The sequence below is a fragment of the Enterobacter cloacae complex sp. 342H5 genome (assembly GCF_050030905.1).
Taxonomy (GTDB): domain Bacteria; phylum Pseudomonadota; class Gammaproteobacteria; order Enterobacterales; family Enterobacteriaceae; genus Enterobacter; species Enterobacter intestinihominis.
In genome coordinates this window covers 2,077,676-2,097,905 of record NZ_JBLGVB010000001.1, presented here as the reverse complement: position 1 = coordinate 2,097,905, position 20,230 = coordinate 2,077,676, and the positions used below count along the sequence as shown (strand labels likewise).

Annotated in this window: 23 protein-coding genes and 1 pseudogene; 16 read left to right on the top strand and 8 right to left on the bottom strand. The window is 55.3% G+C overall.

Translation table 11 applies throughout. From position 1 onward, the window contains the following. From ACQG03_RS10190 to ACQG03_RS10175, 4 genes are all read left to right on the top strand, one after another. Entirely contained in the window at positions 1–618 is a 618-nt protein-coding gene (locus tag ACQG03_RS10190) for a DMSO/selenate family reductase complex B subunit (RefSeq protein WP_017384545.1), read from the top strand. A gap of 1 nt (position 619) precedes the next feature. After that, a complete protein-coding gene (locus tag ACQG03_RS10185) occupies positions 620–1,474 on the top strand; it encodes a dimethyl sulfoxide reductase anchor subunit family protein (RefSeq protein WP_038415986.1) in 855 nt (284 codons plus the stop codon). 45 nt (positions 1,475–1,519) lie between these two features. After that, positions 1,520–2,134 (top strand): Tat proofreading chaperone DmsD, encoded by a 615-nt coding sequence (gene dmsD / locus ACQG03_RS10180; RefSeq protein ID WP_032624331.1) that lies wholly within the window; start codon positions 1,520–1,522, stop codon positions 2,132–2,134. Between the two features lie 107 nt (positions 2,135–2,241). Beyond that, positions 2,242–2,556 carry a YebG family protein gene (locus ACQG03_RS10175; RefSeq protein ID WP_058678032.1) on the top strand — a complete coding sequence of 105 codons (315 nt, stop codon included), beginning with the start codon at positions 2,242–2,244 and terminating at the stop codon, positions 2,554–2,556. A 56-nt stretch (positions 2,557–2,612) separates the two neighbouring features. On the opposite strand, the gene catA is transcribed toward ACQG03_RS10175, so the two are convergent. Together catA and ACQG03_RS10165 are read right to left on the bottom strand one after the other, a co-directional pair. Continuing rightward, entirely contained in the window at positions 2,613–3,272 is a 660-nt protein-coding gene (gene catA, locus ACQG03_RS10170) for a type A chloramphenicol O-acetyltransferase (protein ID WP_023300000.1), read from the bottom strand. 86 nt (positions 3,273–3,358) lie between these two features. Further along, positions 3,359–4,243 (bottom strand): LysR family transcriptional regulator, encoded by an 885-nt coding sequence (locus tag ACQG03_RS10165; RefSeq protein ID WP_063163306.1) that lies wholly within the window; start codon positions 4,241–4,243, stop codon positions 3,359–3,361. Between the two features lie 114 nt (positions 4,244–4,357). On the opposite strand from ACQG03_RS10165, the gene ACQG03_RS10160 reads away from it, so the two are divergent. From ACQG03_RS10160 to clcB, 7 genes are all read left to right on the top strand, one after another. Further along, positions 4,358–5,485 carry an alpha/beta hydrolase gene (locus ACQG03_RS10160; protein ID WP_071788016.1) on the top strand — a complete coding sequence of 376 codons (1,128 nt, stop codon included), beginning with the start codon at positions 4,358–4,360 and terminating at the stop codon, positions 5,483–5,485. A gap of 299 nt (positions 5,486–5,784) precedes the next feature. Beyond that, positions 5,785–6,528 (top strand): YoaK family protein, encoded by a 744-nt coding sequence (locus ACQG03_RS10155; protein ID WP_023299997.1) that lies wholly within the window; start codon positions 5,785–5,787, stop codon positions 6,526–6,528. 261 nt (positions 6,529–6,789) lie between these two features. Then, positions 6,790–7,500 carry an osmoprotectant ABC transporter permease OsmY gene (osmY, locus tag ACQG03_RS10150; protein WP_022647971.1) on the top strand — a complete coding sequence of 237 codons (711 nt, stop codon included), beginning with the start codon at positions 6,790–6,792 and terminating at the stop codon, positions 7,498–7,500. Between the two features lie 18 nt (positions 7,501–7,518). Beyond that, positions 7,519–8,418, top strand: a complete 900-nt coding sequence (osmX, locus tag ACQG03_RS10145; protein ID WP_017694085.1) for an osmoprotectant ABC transporter substrate-binding protein OsmX — start codon at positions 7,519–7,521, stop codon at positions 8,416–8,418. 8 nt (positions 8,419–8,426) lie between these two features. Continuing rightward, positions 8,427–9,074, top strand: coding sequence for an osmoprotectant ABC transporter permease OsmW (gene osmW / locus ACQG03_RS10140; protein ID WP_022647970.1), 648 nt, complete (start codon positions 8,427–8,429; stop codon positions 9,072–9,074). Then, positions 9,074–10,222 (top strand): osmoprotectant ABC transporter ATP-binding protein OsmV, encoded by a 1,149-nt coding sequence (gene osmV, locus ACQG03_RS10135; protein ID WP_022647969.1) that lies wholly within the window; start codon positions 9,074–9,076, stop codon positions 10,220–10,222. Before osmW ends, osmV begins: the two co-directional genes overlap by 1 nt. Before the next feature lie 104 nt (positions 10,223–10,326). Beyond that, entirely contained in the window at positions 10,327–11,637 is a 1,311-nt protein-coding gene (gene clcB, locus ACQG03_RS10130) for a voltage-gated ClC-type chloride channel ClcB (protein WP_003857448.1), read from the top strand. On the opposite strand, the gene bioD is transcribed toward clcB, so the two are convergent. The 3 genes from bioD to ACQG03_RS10115 form a co-directional block, all read right to left on the bottom strand. Then, positions 11,572–12,267: a dethiobiotin synthase gene (gene bioD / locus ACQG03_RS10125; protein WP_015570628.1), complete on the bottom strand. Its 696-nt coding sequence runs from the start codon at positions 12,265–12,267 to the stop codon at positions 11,572–11,574. The genes clcB and bioD overlap by 66 nt on opposite strands. Positions 12,268–12,398: 131 nt before the next feature. Then, on the bottom strand, positions 12,399–13,619 hold the full coding sequence (gene mlc / locus ACQG03_RS10120; RefSeq protein ID WP_022647966.1) for a sugar metabolism global transcriptional regulator Mlc: 1,221 nt from the start codon (positions 13,617–13,619) through the stop codon (positions 12,399–12,401). Between the two features lie 121 nt (positions 13,620–13,740). Further along, positions 13,741–14,646, bottom strand: coding sequence for a LysR family transcriptional regulator (locus ACQG03_RS10115; RefSeq protein ID WP_022647965.1), 906 nt, complete (start codon positions 14,644–14,646; stop codon positions 13,741–13,743). Between the two features lie 121 nt (positions 14,647–14,767). Here ACQG03_RS10115 and ACQG03_RS10110 point away from each other — a divergent pair, with 121 nt between their 5' ends. The 5 genes from ACQG03_RS10110 (at position 14,768) to ACQG03_RS10090 (ending at position 19,135) form a co-directional block, all read left to right on the top strand. Further along, complete coding sequence (locus ACQG03_RS10110; protein ID WP_063163298.1) at positions 14,768–16,021, top strand: MFS transporter; 1,254 nt, start codon at positions 14,768–14,770, stop codon at positions 16,019–16,021. Between the two features lie 74 nt (positions 16,022–16,095). Beyond that, entirely contained in the window at positions 16,096–17,580 is a 1,485-nt protein-coding gene (locus ACQG03_RS10105) for a carboxypeptidase M32 (protein WP_048966590.1), read from the top strand. A 149-nt stretch (positions 17,581–17,729) separates the two neighbouring features. Beyond that, positions 17,730–18,035 (top strand): acid resistance repetitive basic protein Asr, encoded by a 306-nt coding sequence (gene asr / locus ACQG03_RS10100; RefSeq protein WP_022647962.1) that lies wholly within the window; start codon positions 17,730–17,732, stop codon positions 18,033–18,035. A 92-nt stretch (positions 18,036–18,127) separates the two neighbouring features. Then, complete coding sequence (locus tag ACQG03_RS10095) at positions 18,128–18,211, top strand: hypothetical protein (RefSeq protein WP_057979992.1); 84 nt, start codon at positions 18,128–18,130, stop codon at positions 18,209–18,211. Between the two features lie 102 nt (positions 18,212–18,313). Next, a complete protein-coding gene (locus ACQG03_RS10090) occupies positions 18,314–19,135 on the top strand; it encodes a trypsin-like serine peptidase (RefSeq protein ID WP_023299991.1) in 822 nt (273 codons plus the stop codon). Between the two features lie 5 nt (positions 19,136–19,140). Here the strand turns inward: ACQG03_RS10090 and mdtI are convergent, their stop codons facing one another. The 3 genes and pseudogenes from mdtI to ACQG03_RS10075 form a co-directional block, all read right to left on the bottom strand. Then, positions 19,141–19,470: a multidrug/spermidine efflux SMR transporter subunit MdtI gene (gene mdtI / locus ACQG03_RS10085; protein ID WP_022647960.1), complete on the bottom strand. Its 330-nt coding sequence runs from the start codon at positions 19,468–19,470 to the stop codon at positions 19,141–19,143. Then, positions 19,457–19,819: a multidrug/spermidine efflux SMR transporter subunit MdtJ gene (gene mdtJ / locus ACQG03_RS10080; RefSeq protein WP_032624865.1), complete on the bottom strand. Its 363-nt coding sequence runs from the start codon at positions 19,817–19,819 to the stop codon at positions 19,457–19,459. The genes mdtI and mdtJ overlap by 14 nt, the downstream gene beginning before the upstream one ends. Positions 19,820–19,936: 117 nt before the next feature. Beyond that, positions 19,937–20,107 (bottom strand): annotated as a pseudogene (locus ACQG03_RS10075) (hypothetical protein). Positions 20,108–20,230: the final 123 nt, after the last annotated feature.

Sequence of the window (20,230 nt, the reverse complement as noted above, 5' to 3'; positions counted from 1 at the left end):
ATGACAACCCAGTATGGATTTTTTATTGATTCCAGCCGCTGCACCGGGTGTAAAACCTGCGAGCTGGCCTGCAAGGATTACAAAGACCTGACCCCAGACGTCAGCTTCCGTCGTATTTATGAATACGCGGGCGGCGACTGGCAGGAGGATAACGGCGTCTGGCATCAGAACGTCTTCGCCTATTACCTGTCGATTGCCTGCAACCACTGCGAAGATCCGGCCTGCACTAAGGTCTGCCCGAGCGGAGCAATGCACAAGCGCGACGACGGTTTTGTGGTGGTGGACGAGGATGTCTGCATCGGCTGTCGCTACTGCCACATGGCCTGCCCGTACGGCGCGCCGCAGTATAACGCGGCTAAAGGCCACATGACCAAGTGCGACGGCTGCCACAGCCGCGTGGCGGACGGCAAAAAGCCCATCTGCGTCGAGTCCTGCCCGCTGCGCGCGCTGGACTTTGGCCCGATTGAAGAGCTGCGCAAAAAACACGGCCAGCTTGCTGCGGTCGCGCCGCTGCCGTCTGCGCACTTCACGAAGCCGAGTATTGTGATTAAACCTAACGCCAACAGCCGTCCGACGGGTGACACCACCGGCTACCTGGCAAACCCGAAGGAGGTGTGAGATGGGAAGTGGATGGCATGAATGGCCGCTGGTGATCTTCACCGTTTTCGGGCAGTGCGTGGCTGGCGCATTAATCGTGATGGGCTTCGCCTGGCTGAATGAACGTGATGACAAGGCCAGAATACGCATCGTGCGCAGCCTGTTTTTTCTCTGGCTGGTAATGGGTATTGGGTTTATGGCCTCGGTACTGCATCTTGGCTCCCCGCTGCGCGCCTTCAACTCGCTTAACCGCGTGGGAGCGTCAGCGCTGAGTAATGAGATCGCGGCGGGTTCGATCTTCTTTGCCGTGGGCGGTTTCTGGTGGCTGGTGTCGGTTATCGGTAAAATGCCCCCAGCTTTAGGCAAAATCTGGATGGTTGTCAGCCAGCTCCTGGGTGTCGTTTTTGTCTGGGCGATGACCCGGGTCTATCAGATCGATACCGTTCCGACCTGGTATACGGGCTACACCACGTTGGCCTTCTTCCTGACGATGGCTCTTACTGGCCCGATGCTGGCCGCGCTGCTTCTGCGGGTCGCAAACGTGACATACAAAGGTACCCTTGCCGCGTCTGTCAGCGTACTGGCACTCATCGCATGCGTGGCGGTCGTCGTGTTGCAAAGCAATACGCTGGGGACGATCCAGAGTTCTATCCAGCAGGCTAACGCCCTGCTGCCGGATTATGGTTCGCTTCAGGTATGGCGCATCGCGCTGCTGGCGGCGGGTTTAGGCTGCTGGATCTGTCCACTTATTCGTCGTCAGGAACCGAAAACGCTCGGCCTGTTTGCAGGTTTCGTGCTGGTGGCGGTGGGTGAAATGATTGGCCGTGGGCTATTTTATGGTTTGCATATGACCGCAGGGTTAGCAATTGCAGGTTAACACAGGTGCGCGGCCTACCCCCGCGCACAAGTAAGGAAAGTTGTAATGAATGACGTCTCACACCGCGAATCGTTCGCGTTCAGCGCCCGGGTACTGGGCGCGCTGTTTTATTTTGCCCCTGACAGCGAGCAGACCGCACCGCTGGTGAGTGCCCTGACCGCAGGTGACTGGGTGCAGGACTGGCCGCTGGCGCAGGAAAGCCTGCAGCCCGTGGCCAGTATGTTTAAGAACCCGTCGGACGAAGCGTTGAAAGACGCCTGGCAGCGTCTGTTTATTGGCCCGTATGCTCTGCCCGCCCCCCCGTGGGGCTCCGTCTGGCTCGATCGCGAGTCCGTGCTGTTTGGCGATTCGACCCTTGCATTGCGCCAGTGGATGCGTGAAAACCATATCGCCTTTGAGATGCAGCAGAATGAGCCGGAAGATCACTTCGGAACGTTGCTGATGCTGGCGGCATGGCTTGCCGAGAACGGTCGCGACACAGAACGCGACCAGCTTATGGCCTGGCATCTGCTGCCGTGGAGCACGCGTTTCCTTAGCGTATTCGTTGAAAACGCGGCCCATCCGTTCTATACGGCGCTGGGTAAACTTGCCCAGCTGACGCTGGCAGAATGGCAGTCCACTTTGCTGATCCCGATTGCAGAAAAAACGCTGTACCGATAACAGCTCCTGGCTTGTACATCCGTTGTGTAAGCCAGGTTCGGACATTTTTGCTGCAACGCAGATCCGGAACTGCTATACTGTATATAATTACAGTGCTGGAGGTGCAAATGGCTGTTGAAACAAAATTCGTGGTCGTAAGAAAAGGTGAAGAGAAAATGACTTTTGCCAGTAAGAAAGAGGCTGACGCTCACGACAAACTGCTCGACATGGCAGAAGCGTTCACCGACTGGCTGCTGCAAAGCGGAATGCAGATGGATGAAACGCAGGCGGAAAACCTTGGTCTGTATCTTGCCGAGCAGAAAGAGTCCGTGCAGCATATCCTGCGTACCAGCAAGCTTCCCGAGCTCAATGCTGCAACGGATAAAACAGCGCCAGAGGAGGCGGATAGCAGCAAAAAAATCCGGGCCGTCAAAGCCGCCTGATCGTCAGAACGACTCATCACCTGTCCTGCTGCCGCGGGCCGGAAACGGCTCGCGGCTTAATAGTGCGGTAAATTATCACACAACTCTTGCAACTCGTTGATTAGTCTGGCCACATGGAAACCATCACAGACAGAATGATGAACCTGAACGGCGAAAGGCAACAAGACTTTTCCATCCTGGTTAAAGTATTTTCCAAACGTGAACATGGGCGCAAAAAAGTTCTGCATGTTAGCCACGTTGATATTAAAACTGGTAAAACTGACCCACGGAATATCCGATATGAAGAATATATTTTCCCGGTACTCTTCTTTGGGCCAGTAGGCAAGATTATCACCATAGCGAGAAACGTCTTCTGCATAAACGTTCTGAAAGTGATGAATATTCCCGTCGAAGTGACTCCATAATGATGAAAACGTCTCCGTCTCTTTATGGAAAAGGGTATAGCTGGGATGCACCTCATTCCATATTACAAGCTCATTATCCTTCATAGCCATACGGAACTCAGAATGGCGGTTAACGACTGTCGAAATAAGGGAAATAATCGAAGGATAAAATTTCCAGCCAACCTGTTTGATATGTTTCAGCAGCGCAGTGATATCCAGCTGAACCGTTTGGTTAATCGTGCATTGAGCAAAGCTCTGAAAGACTTCAAAATGTTCTTTCCTTGCCCAACTCGATAAGTCTACAGCCGTATATTCTGGCGTTATTTTTGTCATTTCTTTGCCTTAATTAAGCAGCGCTATATAAAATAGTAGCGTACCACAAACCCAGGAGCTGTATAGACCGTCGAGCAGAGGCTGCCTTAAATTTTCAACGTATCAATAACCGCTCTCAGCGCCGGGGACACGTTGCGGTGCGGATAATAGAGGTAAAGCCCTTCCATCCGCAGGCTGTAGCGCTGTAAGACGCGTATAAGCGTGCCACGCTCCAGATCGTCAGACACCAGCTCAACCGGGACATAGGCCAGCCCGAGTTCCAGCCGGGCCGCTTCGGCCTCCATGTAGCTGTCGGAAAAGGCCCATTGCCCCTCAGGCCGGTGCGTAACTCGTTTCCCGTCCTGAACAAGCTCCCATTGATAGTGGTTACCGTCTGCAAACTGGTAGGCAATGCAGGGATGAGCGTCCAGATCGGCGGGCGTCTGCGGGAAACCATAGCGCCGAAAATGCGCCGGGGCGGCAACCACAGCCATCTCCATATCGGACGTGATGCGCACCGCAATCATTCCTTGTCCCACCTCCGGCCCCAGCCGGACGCCCGCGTCGAATCGCTCGGCAATGATATCCACGAACCGGCTCTCATTCATCAATTCCAGACGGATATCCGGGTAACGCTGTTTGAAGATAGCGAGCTTTGGCAGCAGACATTTCTCGATGGCGTGCTGGCTGGCATTAATGCGCACCGTGCCGGACGGCGTCTGACGGTAATGCGCCAGTCTGGTCAACCCGGTATCAAGCGCATCAAAGGCGGAGCCGGCGGTCTGGTAAAGCTGTTCCCCGGCGTGTGTCAGCGACAGCTTGCGCGTAGTACGCACCAGAAGCTGAACGCCCAGCCGCTCTTCCAGCTCGCGAACCGATCGGCTGATCCCGGATTGCGCCAGCCCGAGCCGCTGTGCGGCTGCCGTGAAGCTTCCCTCCCGCACCACCTGGATAAAGAGATACAGCTCATTATAGTTTTCCCGCTTCGCCATCATGCCTCGTCAATTCATAACAAAATGATATTAATCCTAGCAGCTTTCGGCCTCTAATCAGCATTATTTCTGCTAACTATAATGGCCTCATTACAACAACACACGGTACCTCTTATGAAAACATTCACCCAAAAACTGTCCGTTGCGCTGCTGTTATGCGCATCATTAAGTGGAGTGACAACAATGAGTTATGCAGAAACGCTAAATCCCAACGCCCCCGTTTCGATGGTGACAACCTGGGATAAAACCTTCGCCGAGAGCAATAAAGTCAACCACCGCAAAGTGACGTTCCAGAACCGGTACGGGATCACTCTGGTGGGCGATCTGTACATTCCCAGGAACCACGGCGACCAGAAACTGGCGGCGATAGCCGTCAGTGGGCCGTTCGGTGCGGTTAAAGAACAATCCAGCGGTCTGTACGCCCAGACTCTGGCTGAGCAGGGGTTCGTGGCCCTGGCCTTCGACCCATCCTACACGGGGGAAAGTGGCGGCCAGCCGCGTAACGTTGCCTCCCCTGACATCAACACCGAAGACTTTAGCGCCGCTGTGGATTTCCTGGGGTTACAGAAAGAAGTCGACCGTAACCGTATCGGCATTCTTGGTATCTGCGGCTGGGGCGGTATGGCGCTGAACGCGGCATCCATGGATACCCGCGTGAAGGCGGTCGCCACCAGCGTAATGTACGATATGAGCCGCGCGATGGGTCACGGCGTGGGCAACGGGAAAGATCGCTATTCAGCGGCCGATCGTCGGGCCGTGTTGCAGTATCTGAACGCGCAGCGCTGGAAAGATGCTGAAAGCGGCACTTTCGCCCATGGCGGCCACGATATTAATGTCGATGAGAATGGCAAGGTGACGGCGGCCGAGCGCATTCTGCCGGAAGCACTGCCCACCGATCCGCATCCGGTACTGAAAGAGTTCTATGATTACTACCGTATGCCGCGCGGTTTCCATGCCCGTTCCGTAAACTCCACCGGCGCGTGGACTGCGACCATGCCGTTATCCTTTATGAATATGCCGCTGCTGAGCTATGCCGGGGAGATCACTATCCCAACGCTTATTGTGACCGGTGAAAACGCACACTCTCGTTATTTTGCGGAGGATGCGTTCAAAGCCGTCGGCAGCAAAGAGAAAGAGCTGGTGATTGTTCCCGGTGCAAACCATGTTGATCTCTACGATAACGTCGAAGGAAAAATCCCGTTCGCGCAGTTTGAGCAGTTCTTCAAAACCAGTCTGAAATAACACTCTAAGCCCCCGGAAATCACGGGGGCATCTCTTCTCATCGTCGTGAATGACACCTATGTCTACACTGATTCAAATCCCATCCCGCTACAGCGAGCTGTCACACTGGGACAGTATTTTTGCCCGTCAGTCTGCTCGTGGCATCTGCAATAAGGCATTATATTAACAGGGTTATTTTATTTAATTACAAAACCTCGCACTCCTCCCGTTGAAATAATAATTAAGCAATATCCTGGTCAGTCGGCGACATCGCTTTGTTAGCTTGAGAAGTCAGGCAAAGCTCAAACTGGAGGTATTCTTTGCTGATTAAATTAAAGAAAGAACGAACGCATCTGGAGGATCGTCGTCTTGCACTCTGGCTGGCGACCTCCGCGGGACTGCTGAATGCCATTGCGCTGGGCGCGTTCGGCTTTTTCCCCTCTCATATGACGGGTAATACATCGCAGTTATCCAGCGAAGTTTCCTCCACCGATCTCAGTGATATTCTTTTTTTTGGCGCCATTATTCTGTCGTTTGTCACTGGCGCCATTGTTGCGCGGATTATTGTTATCTGGGGAATTATCCATAACGTCAGGCTGATATTCAGCCAGGTTTTATTTGTTGAAGGGCTATTACTTGCCGGGGTATCCCTTTATGAAATGTATTTTCACTCCTTCGCCACGAATCAGGAGATTATTCTTTTCCTGTGTGGTTTGATGGGAATTCATAACTCCACCTCAACTCAGCTTTCCGGCGGTCGGGTGAGATCCACGCACATTACCGGCACGCTGACCGATGCCGGCATTTCGCTGGCCTCCGTTATGGTCGCCATGCTGCGCCGGGATTATTCCAAAGACACGGCCGCGCAAAAGAGCCAGCTCAAAACCCATTTAACCACCCTTTTCTCGTTTATTACCGGCGGGATTGCGGGGCTGATCCTCTTCAGAGAGTTTGGATTCCACGCGATGCTGGCACTGGGCCTGATGCTGGTGTTTATCGCCGCCTTTTCAATCGTTCGTATCTCGTGGCGCGTTCGAAAGGTACGCGCCGCGCTTAGTCGATAGGGTGATCAGCACGCCTCAAGTGACGTTGTCACTTGAGGCGTGCTTCTTTAAGACTATTCTGCCTTCCCACTGACAGCCCTTACGCCATAAGGCTTAACTCAGGTTGTCACTAATTTCATAGGGTTACTGTTTTACCCCCTTTGCTGGAACCCTTCCGTTTCGCTTGCTATAGGTGAAGTACCCCTGCCGAAACATGGCATAACAACAGGCAACCGCAACAGGTGGTTGCTATAACGCATGCGCACAGGGAGACACACCGCAATGCACCCATTACTTAAACGTTCGCTGCTTTTTGTCGGCGCGATTATCGTGGTCCTCGCTCTCCTCACCTGGGGAATTGGACTGGAGACGATTAAGGCGCGCCAGGTTGACCTGCTCTACCTCGGTCAACAGCACCTGATTCTGGTCTTTTCATCAATGTTCTTTGCCCTGCTGGTGGGCATTCCAAGCGGTATTCTGCTGAGCCGTCCGGCGGCACGGGGTATCGCCGAATACGTGATGCAAATCTTTAACGTGGGCAACACCCTGCCGCCGCTGGCCGTTCTGGCGCTGGCGATGGTGGTGATTGGCATCGGTGATAAACCGGCCATTATCGCCCTCTTTCTCGCTTCTTTGCTGCCAATTGTGCGTAACACCTATGCCGGGCTGTGCTCTGTTCCCGCGTCGTTGCTGGAAGCGGCAAACGGCATCGGCATGACCAAATGGCAGCGCCTGCATCAGGTCGAAATTCCTAACGCCTGGCCGGTGATGCTTTCCGGTATTCGCATTGCCACTGCGATTAACGTCGGTACCGCACCGCTGGCATTCCTGATTGGCGCCAGCAGCTACGGCGAGCTGATTTTCCCGGGGATCTATCTGAATGACTTCCCGACGCTGATCCTGGGCGCGGCGGCCACCGCCCTGTTCGCCCTGATTCTGGATACGCTGCTGGCGGCACTGGGTCGACTACTGAGCCCGCATCTCGCGCGATAATTATAACAAGGAGCTTCTATGAGACTGTTTTCCGGCCTGACGGCGCTGTGCGCCGCCGCGCTCTTCACCAGCCAGGCGCTCGCCGCGCCGCTGATCCTGGCAACAAAGAGCTTTACCGAGCAGCACATTCTCTCGGCCATGACCGTACAGTATCTGCAAAAGAAAGGATTTCAGGTGCAGCCGCAGACTAATATTGCGACGGTGATTTCCCGTAACGCGATGATTAACAAGCAGATTGATATGACCTGGGAGTACACCGGCACGTCGCTGATCATCTTCAACCATATCAACAAACGCATGTCGCCGCAGGAGTCATACGAGACGGTGAAACGCCTCGACGCAAAGCACGGTCTGGTGTGGCTTAAACCTGCCGATATGAACAATACCTATGCCTTTGCCATGCAGCGCAAGCGCGCCGAGGCTGAACATATCAATACCATGTCTGAGATGGTGGCAAAGATTGAGCAGATCCGTAAAACCGATCCAGATAACAACTGGCTGCTGGGCCTTGACCTGGAATTTGCCGGGCGTAGCGACGGGATGAAACCGTTGCAGGCGGCCTACAACATGGAGCTGGACCGCCCGCAGATCCGCCAGATGGATCCGGGGCTGGTCTATAACGCGGTGCGCGACGGGTTTGTCGATGCCGGGCTGATCTACACCACCGACGGGCGCGTGAAGGGCTTCGATCTTAAAGTGCTGGAAGACGATAAAGGCTTCTTCCCGAGTTACGCCGTGACGCCAGTTGTTCGAAAAGACACGCTGGAGGCTAACCCGGGGCTGGAGGAGGCGCTGAACACCCTCTCAGCCCAGCTCAACAACGACGTTATCACCGAACTGAATAAAAAGGTGGATATCGACCATCAGTCACCGCAGCAGGTCGCCCGTGATTTCCTGCGTAGCAAACAGTTGCTGTAGGAGGCGCTATGGAGACGATTCACTATATTCTCGACAACTGGGACTATCTCTTAACCCTGACGCTGCAACACCTCTGGCTGGTGGCACTCGCCGTGGGCCTGGCGATTGTTATTGGCGTGCCGCTGGGTATTTTAATTGTCCGCCATAAATGGCTGGCAACGCCGGTGCTGGGGATTGCCACCATTGTGCTCACCATCCCGTCAATTGCGCTTTTCGGCCTGATGATCCCGCTCTTTTCGCTGATCGGTCAGGGCATTGGCGCCCTGCCCGCGATTACGGCGGTGTTCCTCTATTCACTGCTGCCGATTGTGCGCAACACCCACACGGCGCTCGACAGCCTGCCACCCGGCCTGCGCGAAGCGGGACGCGGCATCGGCATGACCTTCTGGCAGCGTCTGCGCTGGGTGGAGATCCCGATGGCGCTGCCGGTCATTTTTGGCGGCATCCGCACCGCCGTGGTGATGAACATCGGCGTCATGGCGATTGCTGCCGTGATTGGCGCGGGCGGTCTGGGCCTGCTGCTGCTTAACGGTATTGGCGGGAGTGATATTCGTATGTTAATTGCGGGCGCGCTGATGATTTGTCTTTTAGCGATTGTGCTCGACTGGTTGCTGCACCGTTTGCAGGTGGTACTGACTCCGAAGGGGATTCGATAATGATAAAACTGGAAAACCTCACCAAACAATTTTCACAGAAGCACGGCCAGACGTTTAAGGCCGTCGACAACGTCAATCTGAACGTGCCTGAAGGGGAAATGTGCGTGCTGCTCGGCCCGTCCGGCTGCGGAAAAACCACTACCCTGAAGATGATTAACCGTCTCATTACGCCAAGCAGCGGGACGATCCTGATTAACGGCGAAGACACCAGCGGGATGGACACCGTGACCCTGCGCCGCAACATTGGCTACGTGATCCAACAGATTGGCCTGTTCCCGAACATGACTATCGAAGAGAACATTACCGTCGTGCCGCGCATGCTGGGCTGGGACAAAGCGCGCTGTAAATCCCGTGCCGAGGAGCTGATGGATATGGTGGCAATGGATCCACATAAATTCCTTCACCGCTATCCGCGCGAAATGTCCGGCGGTCAGCAGCAGCGTATCGGCGTCATCCGCGCGCTGGCAGCGGATCCTCCGGTCCTGCTGATGGATGAACCATTCGGCGCGGTTGACCCGATTAACCGTGAGGTGATCCAGAACCAGTTCCTGGAGATGCAGCGCAAGCTGAAAAAGACCGTGATGCTGGTGAGCCACGATATTGACGAAGCGCTGAAGCTGGGCGACCGTATTGCCGTCTTCCGTCAGGGGCGTATTGTTCAGTGCGCCAGCCCGGACGAGCTGCTGGCGAAACCCGCCAATGAGTTTGTCGGCTCGTTTGTTGGTCAGGACCGGACGTTGAAACGCCTGCTGCTGGTATCCGCGGGCGACGTCACCGACCAGCAGCCGACGATTACGGTACGAGAATCGACGCCGCTGCCAGAGGCCTTCGCCACCATGGATGACAACGATATTCGCGCCATTACCGTGGTTGATGATCTCGGCAAACCGCTGGGCTTTGTGAAGCGCCGCGAAGCGCGTAATGCCAGCGGCAGCTGCGGTGATATTCTGCATCCGTTCCGCATGACAGGTAAGGCCGAGGATAACCTGCGCGTGGTGCTTTCTCGCCTGTATGAGAGCAACACCAGCTGGATGCCGATTGTCGACGAGGACGGACGCTATAACGGCGAGATATCCCAGGATTATATTGCTGAGTATTTGAGTTCCGGGCGTACGCGCCGGGCATTGAATATTCATAGCGAGAGTTAAGCATTCAGGCCGGGTACTGCCCGGCCTTTTTCCGCACGCATACCTTTTGCTAACCTCACGTTTTCCCGCCACAATATCGTATCGTCCCCGTTAATCACGACTTCATGCAACGTCTTCACGCTTACCCCGACATCCGCGCGATGTTTCGCCGTCTCCTGATTGCTACTGTCACCGGCGTGCTGGCAGCGCTGGCCGTTGCGGTGTTCCGCCACAGCATGTATCTGCTGGAGTGGTTGTTTCTCAGCAACGAAAGCGGAAGCCTGGTGAACGCCGCTGCCGCGTTATCGCCCTGGCGGCGGGCGCTGACGCCTGCGCTGGGTGGTCTGGCCGCGGGAGTGCTGCTGTGGGGATGGCAACGCATGACGGCACAACGTCCCCACGCCCCGACCGATTATATGGAGGCGCTGGAGACGGGTGATGGCCAGTTTGATTACGGCGCCAGCCTGGTGAAATCCCTCGCCTCGTTGCTGGTGGTCGCCAGCGGCAGCGCCATCGGCCGGGAAGGCGCCATGATCCTGCTTGCCGCCCTCGCTGCCTCCTTTTTTGCACAACGTTGTACGCCGAAATCCGAATGGAAACTGTGGATCGCCTGCGGTGCCGCCGCCGGGATGGCCAGCGCCTATCATGCGCCGCTGGCGGGCAGCCTGTTTATCGCAGAGATCCTGTTTGGCACACTTATGCTGGCCTCCCTCGGCCCGGTGGTGATTGCCGCTGTGGTGGCTCTGCTGACCACGCGCCTGTTAAGTCCCGGCGCGAATACACTTTATGATGTCCATCTCAGCGAGATGCTTACGGCGGTGGATTATTTCCTGATCGTTGGCGTGGGTCTGCTGGCTGGCGTTTGCGGCCCGCTGCTGATGTGGCTGATGGCGGCCAGCCACAGGCTGTTTCTGCGTCTCAAACTTTCACCGCCGTGGCAGCTGGCGCTGGGGGGGCTGATCGTCGGGCTGCTGTCGCTGCTGACGCCGAAGGTATGGGGGAATGGCTACAGCGTGGTTCAGGCGTTTTTGCAGTCGCCGCCGCTGCTGTCGGTAATTGCCGGCGTCTTTATCTGCAAGCTCCTGGCGGTGCTGGCAAGCAGCGGGTCCGGCGCACCGGGAGGCGTGTTTACGCCAACCTTGTTCGTTGGTATGGCAACGGGAATGCTGTTTGCGCAGATCTTTGCGCTGTGGTTTCCTGGCTCTGAGACGGCGATCCTGCTTGGGCTGGCGGGTATGGCGACGCTGCTCGCCGCCACAACGCATGCGCCAATCATGTCGGCCTTGATGGTATGTGAGATGACCGGGCAGTATTTTTTACTTCCCGGTTTGCTGGTTGCCTGTGTTGTGGCGTCGGTATTGTCGAGAACGCTACGCCACGACTCGATCTACGGCCAGCATACCGCCGAAAGCCGAGAGATCGATATAGTGCGCTAATTCGCGCTGCTCGGCGCGGGGCAGATAAGGCAGTTCGCCTACCAACGGGCCAGGTAGCTTTTTGCTCAGCACGTCGATGATTTCTGCGTAGTGCGCAAGGCCCGGGTTAATACGGTTCGCCACCCAACCAATCAGTGGCAGGCCGTCATTAGCGATAGCCTGCGCCGTCAGCAAGGCATGGTTGATGCACCCTTCCTGAATGCCCACGACCATAATCACCGGCAGCTGCTCCTGAACCACCCACTCGGAAAGGGGACGTAAATCGTTCATCAGGCTGCGCCAGCCACCGGTCCCTTCAACGACAACGTGGTCAACCTTTTCACTCAGATTTGCCAGGCCATCAGAGAGCAGACTGTAGTTGATAAGCCCACTGTGAGCGACGCTGCTTTCCTCTTCGCTTAACGCGATGGGATTGACGGCATCATAAGGCAGTTCCAGAGACGAGACGCTTTGCAGAACCAGGGCGTCCTTATTGCGCAGCCCTTCTGGCGTCTCTTTACTGCCTTTTGCTACCGGCTTGTATCCTGCAACGCGTTTACCGCTTGCCGCCAGGGCCTGAAGTAACGCGCGGGATACGACGGTCTTCCCGACAGACGTATCCGTACCAGTAATAAAGAAACGCTTAAGCATGACTCATTCCACCTCTTGGGTATGCTTCAAAAAATATAAACCAGGTAAATAATTCAGTGGGGAAAGTCTACGGGAAGCGTGCGCTACCCGGCTTGAGATAGCGCAATTTTTCGTACATCTATGGAAAAGAGTTAGCCCTGAAGCAAACGAATCAGTAACGAGCCGTTGTACATCGCATCTTTTACCAGCGCGGCGCCAGCCATCGTACCCTGGTTGGAAAATTGCGTACTTTCGACCACGATGTTTTTACTGTACGCGGGAAGCGCCTGCTGGTTGATGCAGGCGGAAATTGCCGGAAAGAGGATATCCGCCGCCTGGCTGAGCGGGGAGCCAATCAGTATTTTTTGCGGGTTAAACAGGTTCACCATAATGGCCAGAATGCGCCCGACATTATTGCCCACGCCGGTAATGATGTCCTTCGCCAGCAGATCGCCCTGCCTTGCCGCAGTGCACAATGCCTCGACGCTCAACGGTTGACCGTGCAGCGTGGAGCTCATTGACTGGCTGAGCCGCACCTGCGCCAGCTCCAGCACGCTTTCGACGCTGGCAATCGTCTCCAGACAACCATGATTACCGCAGTAGCAGCGTTTTCCGTACGGATCGACCTGCGTATGGCCAATCTCCACCAGGCTACTGCTGCCAGCATGCAACAGACGCCCGTCGGTGATCACACCTGCGCCAACGTTGTGATCAATCACCACCTGAATCACGTCGCGCGCCCCCCGGGAAGCGCCAAATAACGCCTCCGCCATCGTCCAGGCGCTGATATCATGCTGAATGTAGACCGGCACACCGGTGTGGTTTTCCAGCACGTCGCCCAGCGGCATCTCTTTGACGTTTTCATAAAACGGCATGCGGTGCACAATGCCATTTTCGGTATCAATAATTCCCGGCAGGGTGATCGCAATCGCCGTTAAACGTTCAAGGCGCTGCTGGTGACGAATAAAGAACTGGTCGATATGGGTCAGAATGGCATCGAGGAGTGGTTGCTCTGCATCGAGCGGGAGTTCCAGCCGGTCTTCCACCACCAGCTTGCTGCTGAGGTCGCGCAGCGCGAGGAAGATTTCCCCGCGGCTAATTCGCAGCGACAGGTAGTGCCAGGCTTCCGTTTCCACCACCAGCCCTACCGCCGGACGGCCACGGCTGCCCGGCTCCTGAATTTCTGTCTCCTGAACCAGATGGGCTTCCAGCATTTCGCGGACAATCTTGGTAATACTGGCGGGTGCCAGTTGTGCCAGGCGCGAAAGATCGATACGCGAAACCGGACCCAGCTGATCAATCAGGCGATAAACGGCGCCCGCGTTGGTCTGCTTGATCTGATCGATATGCCCTGGCTGACTATCAGCAACCACCTCGTACTCCCTTATTTTCGAGCTTCGAAATAAACTGAGGGCTATGGTGAAGCACTTCAATGGCTGACGTCAAATTTTTACTTAGCCATGTGATTTACTGCACATTTTCGCCCGCTTTTCCCTATAAATAACGCCCGTGAGAAGCGGTAATTAATTGTTCTTTGAAACGCTGTGCCGCATGGCTCTGTTCATGATGTTTAGACCACACCAGCCACATCTCCGAGACCGCATCCTGCTCGGCAATATTCACCCAGCGCATTTCCGGCAGTTGTACCCGTTTAAACGAGGCCGGAAGAATCGACACGCCAAGTCCTGCGGCAACGAGACCAATGATCGTCATGGCTTCCCCCACTTCCTGCGCGATAGTCGGGACAAGGCCATATCGCCGCATCAGACCAAGAATATCGTCATACAATCCGGTACCCACCTGTGGGTCAAAAAAGACAAAGGGTTCTTTCGCCAGTTCAGCCAGCGTGACGCTATGCTGCGCGGCGAGCGGGTGATCCCGGGGGATCATCGCCATCAGCGGTTCGCGGAGGATCACCTGCCACGCCAGGGTATCAGGCAACTGCGTGTTACGCATTAGCCCCAGGTCGAGCGATCCTTCATTAAGCGGCGATATTTGCTCCCGGGTATTTATTTCGCGCGTCTGAATATGCACATCCGGAAAGTTACTGCGAAACGAGGATAGCGTTTGTGAAACAGCGCTGATGAATGGGGCCGACGAGGTAAACCCGATGCGTAGCTCCCCCGTCTCCCCGAGATGAAGCCGTTCAGCTCTGGCGGCGGCGTCCACCACCATACTCAGGATCTGTCGGCTATCGGCGAGAAACTGTTTTCCCGCCGCCGTCAGGCTCACGCTGCGGTTGGTTCGCGCCAGCAGACGCGCCCCAACCTGTTGCTCAAGGATCTGGATCTGTTGGCTCAGCGGTGGCTGGGAGATATTCAGCCTTGCCGCAGCACGACCAAAATGGAGCTCTTCAGCGACGGCGACAAAATAGCGCAGATGGCGCAGCTCGATATTCATATTTTTAAAGTATCATTTGAGATTATTAATATATTAGACAGAATATTTACATTTTCCTACCCTAATCTTGTGGTCATACCCGTCACCAGAAACCACGGGGAAGTTTAAGCAAGGATTATGTGTGAGCCGTACAACGACCGTTGATATCGCGCCGGCCAGCGACATTGATGATTTACCCGCAGTACCGCAGCCGGTTCAGTTTATAAAACGTGGTACCCCCCAGTTTATGCGCGTCACGCTGGCGCTCTTTTCAGCGGGTCTCGCCACTTTCGCCCTGCTCTACTGCGTTCAGCCGATCCTGCCGGTCCTGTCGCATGAATTTGGCGTGTCGCCAGCCAGCAGCAGTATTTCGCTCTCCATTTCAACCGGGATGCTGGCGATCGGTCTGCTGTTCACCGGGCCACTTTCAGATGCCATCGGGCGTAAGCAGGTCATGGTAACGGCGTTAATGCTGGCCTCCGTGTGTACCTTGCTGTCCACCATGATGACCAGCTGGCACGGCATTCTGATCATGCGCGCGCTGATTGGGTTATCCCTCAGCGGCGTGGCGGCGGTCGGGATGACCTATCTCAGCGAGGAGATCCACCCGAGTTTCGTGGCCTTCTCCATGGGGCTGTACATTAGCGGGAACTCTATCGGCGGGATGAGCGGACGCCTGCTCAGCGGTGTGTTTACCGATTTCTTTAACTGGCGCATTGCGCTGGCCGTAATCGGCTGCTTCGCCCTCGCTTCGGCGCTGATGTTCTGGAAAATCCTGCCGGAATCGCGCCATTTCCGCCCGACTTCCCTGCGTCCGAAAACACTGTTTATCAACTTCCGTCTGCACTGGCGCGACAAAGGTTTGCCGCGACTGTTTCTGATGGGATTCCTGCTGATGGGGTCATTTGTCACGCTGTTTAACTATATTGGCTACCGGCTGATGCTCTCGCCGTGGCATCTTAGCCAGGCATTGGTGGGTTTGCTCTCTGTGGCGTATCTCACCGGGACGTGGAGTTCACCAAAAGCGGGCGCCATGACCGCGCGCTTCGGCCGTGGTCCGGTGATGCTGGTGTCCACCGCCGTGATGCTGTTCGGACTGCTGATGACGCTTGTCTCTTCCCTGTGGCTGATTTTTGCCGGAATGCTGCTCTTCTCTGCGGGCTTCTTTGCCGCGCATTCTGTTGCCAGCAGCTGGATTGGCCCACGCGCGCGCCGCGCTAAAGGTCAGGCTTCGTCTCTGTATCTGTTCAGTTACTATCTCGGTTCCAGCATTGCCGGGACTCTCGGCGGGGTGTTCTGGCATAACTACGGCTGGAACGGCGTGGGCGGATTTATCGCGCTGATGCTGTGCGCGGCACTGCTGGTGGGCGCGAGACTGCATAAACGACTGCATTAACATTCAGCCCTCTTCGTGTTTAAATCGAGCCGATGCTAATTTTTGTCATCGGCTGATTCAGACACGAGGACTTCATGAAAAACAATAACTATCAACAACTCACCCGCACCTTCCAGCGTCTCTCCCGCTTCTCCCACCTATCCTCCATCGCCAGCTGGGACATGTTTACCATGATGCCGCCCGGCGGCAGCGCCGCGCGCGGTGAAGCGCTGGCGGAGATGAGCGTCCTGCAACATCAGATCCTGACCGATAAAAAAGTGGGTGAATGGCTGGCGGCGGCGGCAGAAGAAGATCTGAACGACGTTGAGCAGGCCAACCTGCGTGAAATGACGCGCCACTACCAGCAGGCCACTTTACTGCCGGAATCGCTGGTAGAGGCCAAATCGCTGGCGGGCAGCAGGTGTGAACACGCCTGGCGTACTCAGCGTCCGGCCAACGACTGGCAGGGCTTTTCAGCCAACCTGAAAGAGGTGGTGAAGCTCAGTCGTGAAGAGGCCCGCCTGCGCGCCGAGGCTAAAGGCTGCACGCCTTACGACGCGCTGCTGGATATCTTTGAACCCGACATGACAAGCGCTCGCCTGGATGTGCTGTTCGGCGATCTGAAGTCCTGGCTGCCGGAGCTGCTGGCAAAGGTTGTGGAAAAACAGGCTCAACGATCGTTCGTTCCGCCACAGGGTCCCTTCCCCACCGCCACCCAGCGCGAGCTGGGCCTGGAAGCGATGAAAATGCTTGGCTTCGATTTTAACGGCGGTCGTCTGGACGTTAGCGCCCACCCGTTCTGCGGCGGCGTTCCGGAAGATGTGCGTATCACCACGCGTTACGATGAAGATGAACTGCTCAGCGCGCTTTTCGGCGTGATCCACGAAACCGGTCATGCCCGCTACGAGCAAAACCTTCCGCGAGCGTGGGCCGGTCAGCCCGTTGCGCTGGCGCGCTCTACGGCGATCCATGAATCCCAGAGCTTGTTCTTTGAAATGCAGCTGGGCCGCAGTGAGGCTTTCCTGAAGCATTTGCTTCCGGCGGTCCATGCCCGTTTCGGCAGCCAGGCGGCATTCAGTGAAGAGAATTTTATTGCCTGGAATCAGCGCGTGAAACCGGGCTACATCCGCGTTGACGCAGATGAAGTGAGCTATCCGGCGCATGTGGTATTGCGCTATGAGATTGAGCGCGCGCTGATCAATGGCGAAATCGAAGTGGATGATATCCCCGCGTTATGGGATGAGAAAATGCAGGCCTGGCTTGGATTATCCACCAAAGATAACTACCGCAACGGCTGTATGCAGGACATCCACTGGACCGACGGCGGTTTTGGCTACTTCCCGTCTTACACGCTGGGGGCAATGTATGCGGCACAGCTGTTTCATGCCGCCAAAACTGCGCTGCCCGGGTTGCAGGCATCCATTGCCGGGGGCGATTTCTCGGCGCTATTTGACTGGCTGCGTCAGAATATCTGGCAGCACGGCAGCCGTTTCAGCACGTCGCAGCTCATCACCCAGGCCACAGGTGAAGATCTGAATATCCGCTACTTCCGCGAACACCTGACGTCCCGCTACCTGTAAACGAACGCGCCGGGGGTCTACCCCGGCGTTGTACATATGGTTACACGCCGATACCAATCACTCACGGAAACCCCGAATTTACAGGGATATAGTTATTTCAACGGCCCCGCAGTGGGGTTAAATGAAAAACCAAATTCGAGGGTATGAAAATGAAAAAAGTATTAGCTCTGGTTGTTGCCGCTGCTATGGGTCTTTCTTCCGCTGCATTCGCGGCTGAAACTACCGCCACCGCAGCGCCTGCGGCATCCACCGCTGCTCCGGCCAAAACGGTTCACCATAAAAAACATCACAAAGCGGCTAAACCAGCGGCAGCACAGAAAGCGCAGGCCGCGAAAAAGCACCACAAAAAAGCGGCAAAACCTGCGGTAGAGCAGAAAGCCCAGGCGGCTAAAAAGCATCACAAAAAAGCGGCAAAACACGAAGCGGCTAAACCTGCTGCACAGCCAGCAGCGTAAGAGTACAAGCTTAACCGTGCCCTTCGGGGCACGTTGGTAAACCGGCGCTGAACGGGATTGCGGTCAGCGCCGTTTTTTTATCCGGAGGGCGTATGCTGCGGCGCTATCGGTTTGAGTTCATTCTTATCCTGCTAATTTTATGCGCGCTCATCGCCAGCCACTTTTATCTTTCCTGAATGTAGCACGCTGATTTTACTCCCACTTTCTCGCCGTCGCGTCTATAGTATTTTCATAGGGTTCACTTTTAATAATCATAATTACCCCCACCAGAGTGTGATATGCGTAAATCTGTTGTGTTGTTACTGGGAACGTTTAGCCTTTTTGCAGGCTTTTCACATGCGGATGAGGGCGACGATGACGCCATCAGCGCCAAAGAGGTAAAGACGCTGTTTTTTGGTCATGACGATCGTACGCGTGTCACCGATCCTACCGAAGCGCCCTGGGATGCCATCGGGCAACTGGAAACCGCCAGCGGCAATCTATGTACCGCAACTCTCATAACGCCACGCCTTGCGCTGACGGCGGGTCATTGCCTGTTAATGCCGCCCGAAGGCAAACCGGATAAAGCGATCGCCCTGCGCTTTGTCTCGCAGAAAGGGATTTGGCGCTACGAAATTCACGGTATTGAGGGGCGGGTGGATCCGTCGCTCGGGAAACGCCTGAAACCGGATGGCGATGGCTGGATTGTGCCGCCCGGGGCGGCATCCTGGGATTTCGGTCTGATCGTTTTACGTTATCCGCCGTCCGGGATCGCTCCGCTACCGCTCTTTGATGGTGACAAAGACGCGCTCACCGCCGCCCTGAAAGCCGCCGATCGAAAAGTGACGCAGTCAGGCTACCCTGTTGATCACCTCGATTCGCTGTACACCCATACGGACTGCGTGGTGACGGGCTGGGCGCAAAACAGCGTGCTTTCGCATCAGTGCGATACGCTACCGGGTGATAGCGGATCGCCCCTGATGTTAAAAACCGTTAACGGCTGGCAACTGATTGGCGTTCAGAGTTCTGCTCCGGCAGCGAAAGACCGCTGGCGCGCCGATAACCGAGCGTTAGCGGTGACCGGTTTTCGCGACCGGCTGGAAGCCCTGGCGCAGCAGTAGGTCACTCAGGCCAGTTTAATCATGATCATGCCAGCGAGCAGTAATACCAGCCCTATCCAGCCTTTATGGTTTAAACGCTGCCCGAACATAATCCAGCCTGCCGCCAGGGTGGCGGCAATACCGAAGCCGCCCCACAGCGCGTAGGCCACGGAAAGATCGATGCCTTTCACTGCCTGTGACAGAGCGCTAAACGCCCCCAGAACCGCGGCAATCGATAACAGGCCGTAGGCTTTGCGACGAAAGCCGTCGGAGAACTTCAAAAAGACGTTCGCAATAATTTCCAGAACGATGGCGAAAGCCAGCCAGGCCGCGTGGATCCATTCAAACTGCTGCATGGGTCTGCTCCTTCTGCTGTTTGGCTGGTTTGCGCGTACCCGATTTAATCAGCACGATACCTGCGACCAGGGTCGTCAGCCCGGCAATTTTCATTGTCGTCAGGGTTTCATCAAATATCATGACGCTGAACAGCGTAATCAATAAAATACCAACACCTTCCCACAAAGCGTATGCCACGCCCAGCGCGATTTTTTTAACCGCGAAAGAGAGGAATATATAGGAAAGCGTAATCATGACCAGCATCAAAATAAATCCGGTGCTGCCGTCACTCACGCTCGCCCATTTCATCGACAAGGTGCCGGTAATTTCAGCAACGATAGCCAGAGCTAATAAAATCCAGTAAAACATGTTTTTCTCCTGCTTGAGAATATAATCCATCGAGGCTCGCTGCGAACAGCAAACCAAAAAAGTGGGAATTAAATCAGTTAGCTAAGCGCATAGCGCCAGCTCAGGCAGAAGACGTGACTATAGCGCGGAACGCCAGTGTTGTTCACCGGAAAGCGTGCAGAGGGAGGTAGAAAACAGAGCAGAGTTGTTTGAAAAATACGTCCTGAACAAATTGTCCATAAAATTACAATTATCCGCGGTGTTGCTTCTCGTCTTTGCGGATGAAAATTGTCCTCAGTAGTTGAACACGCCTGATTTGTATCATAAGCCAGGAATTTACTCAAAGCCTTTTCATTTCTTTACCCAGTCTGTTTGATTTTGGTTAGTTTTTTTAATCCGCTTTCCCCTCTATTATAAATAAAAAACTGTTCA

Bases quoted from the DNA above. Each gene is read 5' to 3' on its own strand.
- ACQG03_RS10190 (WP_017384545.1), top strand. From the start codon at position 1: ATGACAACCCAGTATGGATTTTTTATTGATTCCAGCCGCTGCACCGGG.
- ACQG03_RS10185 (WP_038415986.1), top strand. From the start codon at position 620: ATGGGAAGTGGATGGCATGAATGGCCGCTGGTGATCTTCACCGTTTTC.
- dmsD (WP_032624331.1), top strand. From the start codon at position 1,520: ATGAATGACGTCTCACACCGCGAATCGTTCGCGTTCAGCGCCCGGGTA.
- ACQG03_RS10175 (WP_058678032.1), top strand. From the start codon at position 2,242: ATGGCTGTTGAAACAAAATTCGTGGTCGTAAGAAAAGGTGAAGAGAAA.
- catA (WP_023300000.1), bottom strand. From the start codon at position 3,272: ATGACAAAAATAACGCCAGAATATACGGCTGTAGACTTATCGAGTTGG.
- ACQG03_RS10165 (WP_063163306.1), bottom strand. From the start codon at position 4,243: ATGGCGAAGCGGGAAAACTATAATGAGCTGTATCTCTTTATCCAGGTG.
- ACQG03_RS10160 (WP_071788016.1), top strand. From the start codon at position 4,358: ATGAAAACATTCACCCAAAAACTGTCCGTTGCGCTGCTGTTATGCGCA.
- osmY (WP_022647971.1), top strand. From the start codon at position 6,790: ATGCACCCATTACTTAAACGTTCGCTGCTTTTTGTCGGCGCGATTATC.
- osmX (WP_017694085.1), top strand. From the start codon at position 7,519: ATGAGACTGTTTTCCGGCCTGACGGCGCTGTGCGCCGCCGCGCTCTTC.
- osmW (WP_022647970.1), top strand. From the start codon at position 8,427: ATGGAGACGATTCACTATATTCTCGACAACTGGGACTATCTCTTAACC.
- osmV (WP_022647969.1), top strand. From the start codon at position 9,074: ATGATAAAACTGGAAAACCTCACCAAACAATTTTCACAGAAGCACGGC.
- clcB (WP_003857448.1), top strand. From the start codon at position 10,327: ATGCAACGTCTTCACGCTTACCCCGACATCCGCGCGATGTTTCGCCGT.
- bioD (WP_015570628.1), bottom strand. From the start codon at position 12,267: ATGCTTAAGCGTTTCTTTATTACTGGTACGGATACGTCTGTCGGGAAG.
- ACQG03_RS10115 (WP_022647965.1), bottom strand. From the start codon at position 14,646: ATGAATATCGAGCTGCGCCATCTGCGCTATTTTGTCGCCGTCGCTGAA.
- ACQG03_RS10105 (WP_048966590.1), top strand. From the start codon at position 16,096: ATGAAAAACAATAACTATCAACAACTCACCCGCACCTTCCAGCGTCTC.
- asr (WP_022647962.1), top strand. From the start codon at position 17,730: ATGAAAAAAGTATTAGCTCTGGTTGTTGCCGCTGCTATGGGTCTTTCT.
- ACQG03_RS10095 (WP_057979992.1), top strand. From the start codon at position 18,128: ATGCTGCGGCGCTATCGGTTTGAGTTCATTCTTATCCTGCTAATTTTA.
- ACQG03_RS10090 (WP_023299991.1), top strand. From the start codon at position 18,314: ATGCGTAAATCTGTTGTGTTGTTACTGGGAACGTTTAGCCTTTTTGCA.
- mdtI (WP_022647960.1), bottom strand. From the start codon at position 19,470: ATGCAGCAGTTTGAATGGATCCACGCGGCCTGGCTGGCTTTCGCCATC.
- mdtJ (WP_032624865.1), bottom strand. From the start codon at position 19,819: ATGTTTTACTGGATTTTATTAGCTCTGGCTATCGTTGCTGAAATTACC.